Genomic DNA, 13,545 nt, shown 5'->3' with positions numbered 1-13,545 from the left:
TTCCCTACATTTTTAGTAGATATGGTATAATTGTCTCCTAATTTTTTCTGGATTAGTCTGGGGAGGAAGAGGAAGATGTTTTTCATTCGTGTAAGATCTGTTGGATTTCTAGATATCCACGGAGTTTTGTCTAAGAGGAAGGGAGAACAAGTGCTTAAATCTTCAGCTAGTATTTGGTGTGGGGCTCGAGGAGCGATCTTTTATCGTCTGGCTTTCTAGCTGCTTTATTTCCTTTGGGTTATATCTAGAAAGTTCTCAAACCCTGCCTTTATCCTCTCCTTTTCTTGAATTATGCGGACGGGAGTCTATATCTAACTACCGTTTGACATAAACTTTCATAAAGCATAAGTCTTGTTATTAAATTCGATACTTGTGCATGTTGAGTCGGAACTTGCACGCTCAATGTCCATCTTGTGTTGAGGTTAAATTGCTACCTAAGGATACAGATTATTTCTTACTTAGAGAATACAGGTGATTGTCTTCCACACTATATTAGGGAAGGAAGCGGCGTTTGTAATGACGTACTTGATTTTGTTGTTATTAAGAGATTATAGTGATTTTTTTTAGGAGGCGCGGTTATGCAGCTCAAACGGACTATCAGTGTTGCGGTTACTGGAGGAACTGGACAAATAGCCTATAGTTTTTTATTTTCCCTCTCTCGTGGTGATGTCTTTGGAGATGATTGCGGCATAGATCTGCGTATCTATGATCTTCCCGGGACTGAAAGAGTGCTCTCTGGGGTCCGTATGGAATTAGATGATTGCGCTTATCCTTTGTTACAACACTTACACGTAACTACGTCTTTAAATGATGCCTTTGATGGTATCGATGTTGCTTTTCTTATTGGTGCTGCTCCGCGTGGTCCTGGGATGGAGAGAAGCGACTTATTAAAGCGTAATGGAGAGATTTTTTCTACCCAAGGAACTGTATTAAACACCTGTGCTAAAAGGGATGCTAAGATTTTTGTTGTAGGTAATCCTGTAAATACTAACTGCTGGATTACTATGAATAATGCTCCCAGGTTAAATAGAAGAAACTTTTATGCCATGCTACGTTTAGATCAAAACCGTATGCATAGTATGTTGGCACATCGTGCGCAAGTTGCTCTCGATGAGGTTTCTCATACCGTGATCTGGGGTAATCATTCTGCTAAACAAGTTCCTGATTTTACGCAAGCATTGATTTCCGGCAGACCCGCTGTTGAAGTAATCAGTGATCGTGACTGGTTAGAAAATGTGATGGTTCCTTCAATACAGAATCGAGGAAGTGCTGTAATTGAGGCACGAGGCAAGTCTTCAGCGGGCTCGGCTGCTAGAGCACTAGCCGAGTCAGCACGTTCTATCTTTATCCCTAAGGAAGGAGAATGGTTCTCTGTTGGGATATGTTCTGATTACAATCCTTATGGTATTCCTGAAGACCTAATTTTTGGTTTTCCTTGTCGTATGTTACCTTCTGGTGATTACGAGATCGTCCCCGGATTGCCTTGGGATAATTTCATAAGCAGTAAGATTCAAATATCCTTAGATGAAATTTCTCAGGAAAAGGCAAATATTTCTTTGCTATAACGTGATTCCATGGGGGTGGTTATGTCGCAATCTTTTGATATGCTATGCCAAAGCGCTTTTAGAAAAATTTTCAATAAACAAAGGTTCGTTTTTATTTTTTCTAGTTTGTGTTGTTTTGGTTTTGTATTTTCATTACTTTTTAAACTATGCTCTGACTTTATTTCAGAATTATCAATATTTACACTAGGTTTGGTGGCATTTTTTTCCGCTTTTTGTGTAATTTGTGCTTCTGCTGTAGTTGTACAGTTCTTACTTAGAGCAGAAGAAGAAGAACGATACCAAAGTATTAAAGAAGTTTTCTGTAATCATTGGAAATCTCTTTGGCTTTCTTTGCTAGTATCTATGCCATTTTTTATTTGTATGGTGGTTATAAGCACGGTAATAATTTTTTCCATATTTTTGAATTCTCTTCCTTGGGTCGGAAGAATATTTCATACTTTGCTAATTTTTGTTCCCTATCTCTCTTCAATGGCGCTTATTCTCCTATTTTTAACAGCTTTCGCATCTTTATTTTTCTGTGCTCCGGCTTTGCACGTATGTGAAGGCATAGCTTATATGAAGTTAATAGATTGCTTCAGAGGTAGCGTCCTTAGGCAGGGAACAGGATTTATCATAGCTATAATGCCGTTGATCCTTTCCGGATGGCTTGTGTGGGACTCTTTTTATTTAATGTCTTATTTAGTTGATATGTCTGAAGTACATACTTGGTCGTTTTTAGTGGAAATGATCGTCTTAGTTATCCCTGTGGCATTGACATTAACTCCAGCTTTATCCTTTTTCTTCAACTTTTCCTTCAATTTTTACCAGGATAAGGAAAAACAACAGGAGGCTAGCGAAGCTCTATTTCGAGGGTAGAAGAAATTCTTTTGCAATGTAACCCGTGGATTTCTTAAGAACAGCTTTTGCAAGCATATCACCTGTGATCCCATGATATAGTAAGCCTTTGGATCCTAGCCCACCTAGGAACCAAAGGTTTTCTTTTATTCTACTGATTATAGGTAGACGGGTTGAACTTGACGAACGTATACCTGCGTAATAGTTGAGAATTTCGGCGTTTTTTAGTTCAGGGAATAATGCAAGAACGGGAGGCATAATTTCTTGATAAGCTATTTTTTCGTCAGTTACAGCTTCAGTTTGATTATGTTCGAAAGTAGCACCTAAAATACATGTATGATTTTTAGTATTTGCGACCATATATTTTGGTCCGTTAATACTAAACTCAGGCATGGGAATTTCCTCAGGCCATGCAATCTCAATGAGTTGCCCCTTCACTTTAGATAAAGGAAGATCTCGTAATTCAGGAAGAATATCAGCATTTGCTCCAGGAGTAACAATAATATGATCGTAAAATTCTTCTATGTCCGAGATATTTTCAATTAATTCATCATAGAACTGTGTACCTAGAGTAGCACAAGCATTCCAGAGACCATTGATATAGACATCATTATCTATAGTAATCCCATTCTTAATGAACAACCCGCCAAGATTTTGAGGGATCGTTATACTGGGAATTGATGTTTCGCAACGAGCTTTTTCCCACCACTCAACTTCATTAGGAAATTCTTCCGCCCTCTTCATAAATAACTCAGCTTGTTCATTATCAATGGCAGGACGAAGAATCCCTCGAGATAACACTACAGGAGTATCTAGGGATTTGCTTGCTTCTGTAATTAATGCATGCGTTGCTGTGATACCTTCATTAGCAAGAGGAGGCTTTATTGCTTTTTTCCCTGTAAATCCATGCAGTAAACCTGAAGACATACCAGAAGCGCCGTTACCCAAAGGAATAGGATCAAATAGGTCTATTACTGCTGTCCCTTGAGTATGAAGAAGAAGGTGCCAAGTTACAGAAAGTCCAGCATATCCTGCTCCTAAAACTGCTATACGCATAATCCTACCTTTGAATTTAGAACCCTTTAATGCACACAAGTCTATGTATCTTCTACTTTGAGCATAAGAGAAGAAGGTATTAAAAAACAGATAGGAATCTTATCTATATGAAGGAATACAAAACAAAATTTACTTTCTAATAGAAATGGGAGTAAAAAGACAGGGAGGCTTTCGCCTCTCTGTTTTGAATTAAAGGGCAATTTTACTTGTAGAAAACATAAAAATTGCTATCAGAGCTAAGACGCTGACGACAGCCATTTTAGCTATCTCTTTCTTGCTAAAAAATACTTTAGAATTTTTTCCTTTTTTCCCAGCATCTATATAAAATGGAATACCTAGAGCTAGTAAGATAATCGCCATGAATGAGTAGTGCAATCCTCCAGCATAAATTAGCCATATTGAATAGATAACTCCTAAAATCCCAGTGATCATGGCAAATCGTGATTTTGTTTGAGCATTTTTAGGATACTTTTTATCTCTGCTAAACTTAACTAGATAAGCAGCGCTAGCTAGATAAGCGGGTAGTACCATCACACCTGTAATGCTTAGCATAGTATTCCAGGCATCTGTGAAAAAGTAGACTAGAAGCATCGTTACTTGCATAAGAGCACTTGTTACATACAGTGATACCTTAGGAGAGCTGACAGAATTTTCAATAGCGAATATTTCAGGAAAAGTACCATTTTTTGCAGCAGAATAGGGGATTTCTGCAACAATCATTGTCCAGGATAACCAGCTAGATAGGATAGCTATTAACAATCCTATATTCATCATGATAGATCCCCATTCTCCTACAAGTAATTGTAAAACACCTGCAGTAGACGGGTTAGGAATTTTTGCTAATTGGTATTGGAATAACGAACCGAAAGGTAGTACGGATAAAAGTATATAAATACTTAAACAACTTAGAAATCCAAACAGAGTTGCTTTACCGACGGCCGCCGCGTTTTTTGCTCTTCCAGACATTACTACAGCACCTTCTATACCTATGAAGGCCCATAAGGTAACTAGCATAGTGCTTTTTAGCTGCCCAGTTAGAGATCCCAACAGGGGTTGAGTTTTTGTCGATGTATGTCCCCAAAAATCGGTTTTGAAAATCGCAAGTTTGAATAGAAATGCTGTGATTATGATGAATACAATAAGAGGAACAAGCTTGCATACTGTTCCGATAACATTAATAAAGGATGCTTGCCGGATACCTTTAAGAACAATAAAATTGAAGATCCAAATCAATAAAGAGCCGCCAATAATTGCGGGGACAGTGTTACCTCCTTCGAAATATGGTGGGAAAAAATAGTTCAAAGCGTCCATCGTCATGACTGCATAACCGACATTCCCGAAGATTTGACATAACCAGTAGCCCCAGCCAATTGTAAACCCTACATAAGGTCCAAACCCCTCCCTACTGTACATATATATCCCTGTCGTAAGATCAGGGCGAACTAAAGATAGTGTTTTGAACGTATTGGCAATGAAGAACATTCCTATTCCCGTTAGTGCCCAAGCAAGAAGAATGGCTCCAACACCGGCTGCAGCCGACATATTTTGAGGGAGGCTAAAAATTCCTCCCCCAATCATTGAGCTAATCACCATACCTGTTAAAGCTATTGCTCCCAGGTTTTTTCGAGATTTATCCCCTTTAGAGATCATTGTTTAACCCTATTTAATTATTACTGGATCAGCATTTTCAAAATTGAGAAAACCTAATGCCGTTAGACAAAAGCCATACTTTTGCCTAATGTTGATATAGTTATGGAAATATTGAAATTCACTGTGTTTTGTTACTGATCTCAGATCTAACTCATGTTGTAAAGATTTTTTCAACCACATTTTTGCATGAGACTCAGCAATCTCATCGTCAATCCATGTTGGGAAAAATTCTACATATTCTGCTGCCCAACCACCTATAAGTTGTCCATTGCTATCTTGTCCCCAGCAAATACCTACACCAGTAGCAATTGCGTGATGGCCATCAGAGATGGCTGCTCCTCTTCCAGCCATAATTACCTCCAGGACAGCGCCGTGCTTAAAATGTTTAACGCACTGATCAACCGGAACGATGTTTCCAAACAATTCCTTAGGTAACACTGAGGTGTAGGGAACAATATTAAAATTTTCAATTTTTGCTTGTAATAATGCTGAATCGTAGCAAAATGTTTCGAATGGTTGCGGAGGCATCCCATCTTCCGATTCTCCGGCACCGCCAGTATGAAACGCTAAAGTTGGGTATCGGGTTCCATAGGTCATAGTACTAGGCTCCTGAATTTAGAATAAAAATGGAAGTTTTTTAAATAGATATATTTGCTCGTATGCCATACACCCTTACGGAGCGCTTGTCTAGTCTCTGTGCAGGATGAATGTAAATTTGTAAATCTGGAGTTACAGAAAAATGAGGACCAAAACCTACTGTTGCAAACGTTTCGATAACAGTCTCATATTTTCGCACTTTTTTAGCAGTCAGTACCTTGCGATTAACTTTATTTCTAGCTGCAGCTATGCCCAATAGATCTTGAGAATTACGATTTATTGGATTAGCTGAAGCTAAACCAAGAACATAAGATCTGTTAATACTATAAACAGAACCAGTTGCTCCGTTCCATCTTCCGAATAGATAGAGTTTTTTGCCTAAATCTTGTCCGAAGTTTAGAGACCATCCTGTTGTCTGTGAAAGTTGATCAGGTACTTTTCTTGTAGCATAGACGAGAGCAGAATATTGACCGCTACCGAATCTATTTTGTGGAGACCAGGACAAATATCCATAAAAATTATACTTGTTTTTTTGTAAATTCTTTAGCTCGAAAGCTGTTCCCAGGATGTTATAGGCATCTTGGCAACCTACTTGAATTGCAAGATTTGGTATTGGATTGACTTGCACATAGGCACCAATACTTCCGGAAGAATAAGTTGCACTCGCGTTTTGCGATAAAGAATAACTAATAAAACCTGTTAGCTGATCATTATCATAAAGTGTTCCATCTATATTATATAGACTGTACTGGCCTATGCAAACTGTCAGAAACTTACCGGGGAAAGTTTGTGAGAAGCTTAGCTGTGATAATATATTTGTCCGTGAACTATAATCATTAATTTCACAAGCGATTCCCAAACAACGATTGGCATTTTCTGCATTATTCTTCCAATAGCGTATCAATGTATAGGAAAACTCAAAGGTTCCTGTTCCTGCTATTGGTGTGTTATATAATTCCCAAGTTACTTCCGGGGACAAGAATACCTGACAGGACGGTGATTCTTCATCTATTGCAGATCCTAAAGCTCGATGAGGATAAAACCATTGGGGCAACACACCACATTCTAAAGAAATTTCAGCATTCGTAGCGTTTTGTAAGGATTGCGTCAGTTTAGTAAATGAGAATCCTTTGTGCCAAGGCCTGTCTTCCAATACTTCTTTCACGGGAGAAAGAACATGACGTCTTTCTGATTTGTTGCAGTTTTGATCATCATTGAAAGAACAGTCGACAGACGAAAAACATCGCTTCTCTAATTTAGAGTGCTCACTAGAATCATCCTTAGAACACGAAGCATACGCGGAAAGTGAAAGAACATTACATGCGTATAAGCTAGTCAGTAGAAGAGAACGAAAGAACACCATGAAGCAAACACAATAGAAGACATGCCCTTGCTCCAGACTCTAAAAAAAATAGTTGTTTTAATTCCATAATTTTCGGGTTTTAGAAGAATAGTTATTCTATCATTTGATGTCTTAGCAGTAGGGCAGCAGCTTCATTACTAAGCAGTTTTTTAGAGTAAGTATATTGAATTTTAGCTATTTCAGATAAATAGATTGGTGGAAAGAATTTTTGTGCTCTATAAACAATACCGAAGAAAGAAATATTACGAGATTTACATAGCTCTCCAACACGAACGACATTATAGTAATCGTTATCAACATAGATAATTTTTTCTGGATGGATAGTTAGGGCGTCCAAAAATAGGGACAACCCGCGACCCTTGTGTATCTCATTACCAAAAAGAATTCCTGAGGCAAATAATATAGAAGTAGGTAACTGGTCAGGTAAATTTAGATTAGGTTTGAACTGTATTTGTACAGATGCGAGTTGCTTTAGAGTAATAGCTTGTGTTTCTTTTCTTCTTTCAGTATATGCGAAGCAGGGTTGGCCCTTCTCTTGTATTTTTTCAATTAATAGCTTCATTGCAGGTTCTATAGGTTTGACCGAGCCTTTTTCTTGAAATTCTAGCCAGTAAGGATAGGTCGTTTCCCAAGATTCTTGTTCTGAAAAGCCTAGTTGTTGAAATCCTTCTATTGTTTTTGTCATCCACATGGAATGAGTTAAAGCTTCTGCGCCCTCTAGTAAAGTATCATCGATATCGAGGATAAGCCAAAAGTTTGTAGTATCGAACAAAATATCTCCAGCAACTTCGTGGATAGATTTTACTTCAACTTTACGAAAAGATTCTGTGGATAAAAGACAGCTAGGGAACCAAAGAAAGCAGATAAACAACCAGAAGCCAAACATATTTACACCCCGTTTAAAAGCTGAAGAGATAAAGAGATAATATGAAAATGAGGGCAATTTTTATAGAAATTCCTTGAGATGATTAAGCAATCGCTTTGATTTCTTTGTTTGCATACTGTGATTCCTCAGTCATAATACGCGTTACTTCTTGCCGGAATTGTGCACATAAAGTAGGTGATAGTCTTCCTGGAAACCAGAACGCAAATTGAAGAAGAGCCTGCTCCATAAACATTTGGTATCCGTATAAAACCACACTCCCGTATTCTCTAGATTTTTCTAAATAGGGGCTTGTTCTTGATTGTGTATTAATATCGATGACAATAGGAGCAAAGATTTCCTTGAAGGGTATATTTGGAGGAAGGCAATTAATAATTATATCTATAGGGAAAGCATCCGAAAGCATATCAAGGGGGAAAGATTTACCTGAACAGAGATCGGCGAGTTCATCTCTTGCTGGTTTACTACGATTGAATATATAGACATTACCTCCAAAACGAGAAAGAGTCGTTGCTATAGCCTTCGCAGCTCCTCCTGCACCTAAAATTGCAATACTCTTGTTTTTGATAGATATACCATAATTACACATCAAGTTAAGAAGACCGAGCCCATCAGTATTGTAGCCTACGATTTTGTTCTGATCAAAGACAAGTGTGTTGCAAGATTGACAGGATAAGACTGTGGGATCAAGGATATCAACATGTTTTAATACCTCAGTTTTTAAAGGCATTGTCACACTAACTCCTTTGAAATTTAGTTGGTGTGCTAGTTTGAAAAATTCTGGTAATTCCTCGGCGTTTAGGAGAATTTTTACATAGCTTGCCGATATTCCGAGTAAGGAGAAAAAATGATTATGTGAACGATGACTGATGCTACGATTGACAGGATTGCCAATTAATGCATAGATATTTGCATCCGGGGTTAGATTGGAATAATTATAGGATAGTAGTTCTGTAACAGATAATTGCCCAGGAGCAGCTTGAGGAGCCCCTATACCAGAGGAGTAATTAATGTTGTTGTTGACTAAAGGAGAAAGAACGCGGGCGGGAATACCATAGTTGCCCATACAAATAGCAGTTACGTTATCTGGTAGTGACTGCTTTTGACACATACATTGTAGAGTTTCTAGAGATGATTGTGGAGTCACTGCAATTTTGTAATAATCTACCTGAGTTTTACTTATTACATTGTACAGTTCATTGATAGGTTCCCAAGTATTACTGTGGTGAGAGAGTATGATCTTGATTTGAGGATGTTTACTGCGAATTCGATTTAGGATATTTTTAGGGAAACTTTTATCAACATCTAAATAGTCAGGACATAGGTCAGCTAGTTCTTGAATTTTTAGAACCCACTGTGCTCGTGTTAGCTGTATAGGTTTTTGAAATGTTAGAATAGTTCTTTTTGCTAGCCGTACCAATGATGCTAGCTCGTTATTAGAAACTTCTGAAAAGCGATCAACCCGCAGTTCTATGGCATCAACCAGAGGTAAGGAATGTAAAATTTGTGTTTTTGCTTCTAGGAAAGAAGGGCCGCTAATTGTTGCACATAACATGACATTCTTCTGACAAAATTTGGTATAACAGATCTATTTTGGGAGCAATGCAATATGTGCCATTAAAAGATGCAACTTTTCCCAAATGTTCTAACATAACAATTTTAGGACAGTATTTTATAAGGTTTTTTTTGTCATAACTTAGTGTGTGAATGATATTTTGAGGACAAAATACATTTTTTTGGAATTCTTCTGGTATTAGGGATGATAAATCCTTCAAGTGTGTAGGCAAATGGAATTTACTCAGTAGGCAAGAGAGCTTATCTATTAGCTGCGGATTTTTCATAATTCCCGATCTAAGGGATATTTTCATCTCGATTACCATACCTACACTTACTGATAGCCCATGACTGACATAGCCAAAAGAGAGTGTTTCTATAGCATGTCCTATTGAATGACCAAAGTTAAGAATTTTTCTAATCCCACGATTTTTTAGATCTTGTGCGACAATAGCAGATTTTATTAAACAATTTCTTTTGATAAATTCATTCAGTACCGGTGGTGAAGAAAACAATGTTTCACTGTAATTTTCTAAGAATTCCCAAAGATATGCATCCGCAATACACCCATGCTTGATTGCTTCGGCAATACCATTGTGCCATTCATGCCTAGGTAAAGTAGATAAAAATTCTGGGCAAATCCATACGCTTTTGGGTAGGTAAATGGTCCCCAATCGATTTTTTAATCCTCGAAAGTTGATTCCATTTTTTCCCCCAATACTGGAGTCAATCATAGCAGTTATCGTCGTAGGAACAAGAAATAGCCTCATACCACGACAGTAAGTAGAAGCAAGAAATCCTGCCATATCTAGAACAATACCACCGCCAATTCCTATCATAGTGGCACCTGGGGAGATATTCATTTCTACTAACTGGTTTTGAAGAGAAATAAACGTTTCCCAGGTTTTATTTTGCTCTCCTGGGGGAAAGGACAATATATTCACCTCGTATCCTATCGACTTTAAAAAATCAGTAATAGGAGGAATAACCTTATCTTTTACACAATCATCAGTAATGATCACCAAAGGAGATGATGTAGGTATCGAGCTAAATAGCTTTTTATGAAAGAAATTGTGAACTAATTTTACAATGTGGGGATTATTGACAATATTTTCTATCATAACTGCGAACACCGTTGTTGTAATAACAAATCAGCTAATACTAAATTTACCATTGCCTCCACTACTGGCACAGCTCGTATTGCTACACAAGGATCATGTCGTCCCGATGTTTCCGTAACATACGACAAGGAGTCTCCAGTTTTACTTATAGTAGCTATAGGTAGGCGTATCGATGATGTAGGTTTAAATGCCACGCGGCCTTCAAGAGGATTACCAACAGTGATACCTCCAAGCGTCCCGCCACAGCGATTTGACTGTAAAGAAATACCTTTTTCTCTAGAGTTAATGAAGGGGTCAGTGTACTGTGAGCCATACATTTCTGCACAGTCAAATCCTAATCCTATCTCAAAACCTTTTGCTGCAGGTAATCCCATAAGTGCTAGAGCGAGGGCAGCATGTGTTTTATAAAATAAAGGTTCGCCTAACCCCTCCATGATGGGAGAGGTGATGAAAGTAACTGCACCTCCTATAGAATCTCCACGCTTTTGTGTCTCTTCTATAAGAGAAAGAACATCCTCTTCAGGTAGTAAAGAAAAGAACTTTGAGAGATAAATTTTTTCTGCCAGTTGTTTAGAAAATTGGGGATAACAATTTGACTGTAGTGGTCCTATTTGTGAAAGGAATGCTAAGCTATAAATGTCGTAATGTGCAAGTAATTTAGCTGCAATAACTCCAGCTGCTACACGACATGCTGTTTCTCTTGCGGATGATCTTCCTCCTCCTAAATAATCAGCAATTCCGAATTTTTTTTCATAAGCATATTCTGCATGTCCTGGGCGGTAACAATGATTTTGATAAGAAGTACTGTTAACGTCGATATTACGAATTAGTAAGGAAATAGGTGTCCCCGTTGTTTTCCCTTTGTAAACCCCAGAGAGAATCTCTACATGGTCAAGCTCACAGCGTGGAGAAGTTCCTTTTTTTCCAGGACGTCTTCTCGCCATTGCTGGTATAAAATCTTGGGAAGATAATTCGATACCGGCTGGGCATCCATCAATAACAGCACCTATCGCTGGGCCATGAGATTCTCCCCATGTAGTTAAAGAGAACAGTGAACCGAAACGATTTTTCATAATGCTAACTTGTTGACTAAAGATTCACATGCTGAGAGCAATTCTTGTTCACTTAGAATGTCGATATCGTCCATACGGAATACATAGTCGGAAATTTCTTCCATATATGCGACACGTTTATGCATAACTTCCTCTAAATTAGAAGCTGTCTTTAATCTTTCAGGGAGACCACGTTGAGAGAGTCTTTGATAGATTACAGGTAGGGGCGTGGATAGGAAAATCAAAATGCCCTTTGAGTTAATTATCTGATAAGCAGATTTTTGCATCACTGTTCCTCCTCCTAAAGATACAACACTGATCTCATAAGGGGAAGAAAGAAGCACATTCATCTCGTAGCGAGAAAATATTTCTTCTCCATAACCTAGAAAGATTTTAGAAACAGAAGAATATATTTCACAACCGTAGTTACTTACAATTAAATCATCAACATCTTCATGAGGTAATGAGAGGTAACTAGAGAGAGCTTTTCCAAATAAAGTCTTTCCTGATGCTGGAAGACCGCATAGAAATATCTTCATAGTATTCTTTTATATTGGCTTGTAATGATTGCATAGTATAACAGAAGCCTGGGAAAGTTTTGTTTATACATTCTGTATCGTGTAATAAGCTTTCACTAGATGCGTACATAGCTGCTATTGTTAATGCCATAGCAATTCTGTGATCATTATGAGAATTTAAAGAAGCTCCATATAAAGGAGTGGGATTAATTAGCAGACCATCATGGCAAGGCTGAATACAGGCTCCCATTTTCTGTAGTTCTTCAGTAATCGTAAGGATACGGTCACTTTCTTTATTTTTTGCACCAGTCGCATTGTATAAGTATGAAGGACTTTCAGCAAAACAACAAAGTACTGTAAGGATAGGAAGCGCGTCTATGAAAGGGTCCATGTTAATTACGCCTCCAGAAAACTTAGAAGGATATACGGTAATACTATCCTCTTCGAACAGGATATTAGCCCCTAGATTTTTTAAAACAAAAAACAATTCCTTATCTCCCTGGATATCAGAAACTTTTAAATTTTCCAAACGGGTAGGATACGGAGACTTAGACAGTAACGCAGCAGCGGCAATGAACGATGCGCTGCTAAAATCACCTGGAACAGTATAGGTGAAGGACTGAGGTTTTGCATACCCTGGGAAAGAGTAAGTTGTTTCTGAATTAGTATAGGGAATATGCATCTTGTCTAACCACCAAAGTGTTAAGTCAAACCAGGGACGTTCTTTAGGATTTACGATAGTAAAAGAAAAAGGACCAGGTGATAAGGAGCACGCTATAGCTAGGGCTGAAGCATATTGGGAATCGCTTCCACAAATTTCTGTATAACCGGAAGATAAGGGGCCTGATATTTTAAAAGGTAGGGGGTTCCCCTGATAAGTAAATTTCGCTCCGAAATTTTGTAGGGCTTTTATAAGAGGAATTATGGGGCGCCTGGCAAGTTGTTCGGATCCTGTGATCACTATATTTTCCGATGCTATGGCAGCAAATGCTGTAAGAAATCGGAATGCGATTCCTGAGTTGCCGGCATCTATTACTGTACCTTCTGGAAAATAAGGAGATTTCGCCCCCTTGATTTTTAAAAGTGACCCATGTTTAGAAATATCTGCACCCATTTTTTGACACGATAGTATCATAGATACAGTATCAGGAGAGGGAAGATAGTTGTATATGTATGAGTTTCCTTGAGAAACGGCCGCCCAAAGAACGGCCCGTAGAGTATGCGACTTAGAAGGAGGAATACAAGCATTCCCACAAACTGAAGAGGGCAATATCTTATAAATAAGCATTATTCTTGGACTTATTTATTTACCTAAGAAGAAAGGTTGCCTGAACCGTCTATTTCTAGTCTAA

Annotated in this window: 13 protein-coding genes; 3 read left to right on the top strand and 10 right to left on the bottom strand. The window is 38.1% G+C overall.

The window, feature by feature from the left end; all coding sequences use genetic code 11:
- The first annotated feature begins 75 nt into the window (after positions 1–75).
- From ltuA to H359_RS03820, 3 genes are all read left to right on the top strand, one after another.
- Entirely contained in the window at positions 76–219 is a 144-nt protein-coding gene (ltuA, locus tag H359_RS05160) for a protein LtuA (RefSeq protein ID WP_021119620.1), read from the top strand.
- Between the two features lie 359 nt (positions 220–578).
- Positions 579–1,565 carry a malate dehydrogenase gene (locus tag H359_RS03825; protein ID WP_020370441.1) on the top strand — a complete coding sequence of 329 codons (987 nt, stop codon included), beginning with the start codon at positions 579–581 and terminating at the stop codon, positions 1,563–1,565.
- 21 nt (positions 1,566–1,586) lie between these two features.
- On the top strand, positions 1,587–2,420 hold the full coding sequence (locus H359_RS03820) for a hypothetical protein (protein WP_020370440.1): 834 nt from the start codon (positions 1,587–1,589) through the stop codon (positions 2,418–2,420).
- Here the strand turns inward: H359_RS03820 and H359_RS03815 are convergent.
- From H359_RS03815 to aroA, 10 genes are all read right to left on the bottom strand, one after another.
- Complete coding sequence (locus H359_RS03815; RefSeq protein WP_020370439.1) at positions 2,406–3,455, bottom strand: FAD-dependent oxidoreductase; 1,050 nt, start codon at positions 3,453–3,455, stop codon at positions 2,406–2,408. The genes H359_RS03820 and H359_RS03815 overlap by 15 nt on opposite strands.
- A 189-nt stretch (positions 3,456–3,644) precedes the next feature.
- A complete protein-coding gene (gene aaxC, locus H359_RS03810; RefSeq protein ID WP_020370438.1) occupies positions 3,645–5,105 on the bottom strand; it encodes an arginine/agmatine antiporter AaxC in 1,461 nt (486 codons plus the stop codon).
- A gap of 9 nt (positions 5,106–5,114) precedes the next feature.
- Complete coding sequence (aaxB, locus tag H359_RS03805) at positions 5,115–5,702, bottom strand: pyruvoyl-dependent arginine decarboxylase AaxB (RefSeq protein WP_020370437.1); 588 nt, start codon at positions 5,700–5,702, stop codon at positions 5,115–5,117.
- Between the two features lie 40 nt (positions 5,703–5,742).
- Positions 5,743–7,065, bottom strand: a complete 1,323-nt coding sequence (gene aaxA, locus H359_RS03800) for a porin AaxA (protein WP_020370436.1) — start codon at positions 7,063–7,065, stop codon at positions 5,743–5,745.
- A 91-nt stretch (positions 7,066–7,156) separates the two neighbouring features.
- On the bottom strand, positions 7,157–7,951 hold the full coding sequence (locus H359_RS03795; RefSeq protein ID WP_020370435.1) for a DUF2608 domain-containing protein: 795 nt from the start codon (positions 7,949–7,951) through the stop codon (positions 7,157–7,159).
- An 82-nt stretch (positions 7,952–8,033) separates the two neighbouring features.
- Positions 8,034–9,503: a bifunctional 3-dehydroquinate dehydratase/shikimate dehydrogenase gene (locus H359_RS03790; RefSeq protein WP_020370434.1), complete on the bottom strand. Its 1,470-nt coding sequence runs from the start codon at positions 9,501–9,503 to the stop codon at positions 8,034–8,036.
- Positions 9,484–10,623, bottom strand: coding sequence for a 3-dehydroquinate synthase (aroB, locus tag H359_RS03785; protein ID WP_020370433.1), 1,140 nt, complete (start codon positions 10,621–10,623; stop codon positions 9,484–9,486). Before aroB ends, H359_RS03790 begins: the two co-directional genes overlap by 20 nt.
- Positions 10,620–11,696, bottom strand: coding sequence for a chorismate synthase (gene aroC, locus H359_RS03780; protein WP_020370432.1), 1,077 nt, complete (start codon positions 11,694–11,696; stop codon positions 10,620–10,622). The genes aroB and aroC overlap by 4 nt, the downstream gene beginning before the upstream one ends.
- On the bottom strand, positions 11,693–12,214 hold the full coding sequence (locus tag H359_RS03775) for a shikimate kinase (RefSeq protein ID WP_035392181.1): 522 nt from the start codon (positions 12,212–12,214) through the stop codon (positions 11,693–11,695). Before H359_RS03775 ends, aroC begins: the two co-directional genes overlap by 4 nt.
- Entirely contained in the window at positions 12,150–13,481 is a 1,332-nt protein-coding gene (aroA, locus tag H359_RS03770; RefSeq protein WP_020370430.1) for a 3-phosphoshikimate 1-carboxyvinyltransferase, read from the bottom strand. The genes H359_RS03775 and aroA overlap by 65 nt, the downstream gene beginning before the upstream one ends.
- Positions 13,482–13,545 lie beyond the last annotated feature (64 nt).

The sequence above is a fragment of the Chlamydia ibidis 10-1398/6 genome, assembly GCF_000454725.1.
Classification (GTDB): Bacteria; Chlamydiota; Chlamydiia; order Chlamydiales; family Chlamydiaceae; genus Chlamydia; species Chlamydia ibidis.
This window is presented reverse-complemented; position numbering and strand designations above follow the sequence as displayed.

What these genes read in the sequence shown, in the direction of transcription:
- H359_RS03815 (WP_020370439.1), bottom strand. Translation starts at nt 3,455, where the DNA reads ATGCGTATAGCAGTTTTAGGAGCAGGATATGCTGGACTTTCTGTAACT.
- aaxC (WP_020370438.1), bottom strand. Translation starts at nt 5,105, where the DNA reads ATGATCTCTAAAGGGGATAAATCTCGAAAAAACCTGGGAGCAATAGCT.
- H359_RS03795 (WP_020370435.1), bottom strand. Translation starts at nt 7,951, where the DNA reads ATGTTTGGCTTCTGGTTGTTTATCTGCTTTCTTTGGTTCCCTAGCTGT.
- H359_RS03775 (WP_035392181.1), bottom strand. Translation starts at nt 12,214, where the DNA reads ATGAAGATATTTCTATGCGGTCTTCCAGCATCAGGAAAGACTTTATTT.
- H359_RS03790 (WP_020370434.1), bottom strand. Translation starts at nt 9,503, where the DNA reads ATGTTATGTGCAACAATTAGCGGCCCTTCTTTCCTAGAAGCAAAAACA.
- H359_RS03825 (WP_020370441.1), top strand. Translation starts at nt 579, where the DNA reads ATGCAGCTCAAACGGACTATCAGTGTTGCGGTTACTGGAGGAACTGGA.
- aaxA (WP_020370436.1), bottom strand. Translation starts at nt 7,065, where the DNA reads ATGGTGTTCTTTCGTTCTCTTCTACTGACTAGCTTATACGCATGTAAT.
- aroB (WP_020370433.1), bottom strand. Translation starts at nt 10,623, where the DNA reads ATGATAGAAAATATTGTCAATAATCCCCACATTGTAAAATTAGTTCAC.
- aaxB (WP_020370437.1), bottom strand. Translation starts at nt 5,702, where the DNA reads ATGACCTATGGAACCCGATACCCAACTTTAGCGTTTCATACTGGCGGT.
- H359_RS03820 (WP_020370440.1), top strand. Translation starts at nt 1,587, where the DNA reads ATGTCGCAATCTTTTGATATGCTATGCCAAAGCGCTTTTAGAAAAATT.
- aroA (WP_020370430.1), bottom strand. Translation starts at nt 13,481, where the DNA reads ATGCTTATTTATAAGATATTGCCCTCTTCAGTTTGTGGGAATGCTTGT.
- aroC (WP_020370432.1), bottom strand. Translation starts at nt 11,696, where the DNA reads ATGAAAAATCGTTTCGGTTCACTGTTCTCTTTAACTACATGGGGAGAA.
- ltuA (WP_021119620.1), top strand. Translation starts at nt 76, where the DNA reads ATGTTTTTCATTCGTGTAAGATCTGTTGGATTTCTAGATATCCACGGA.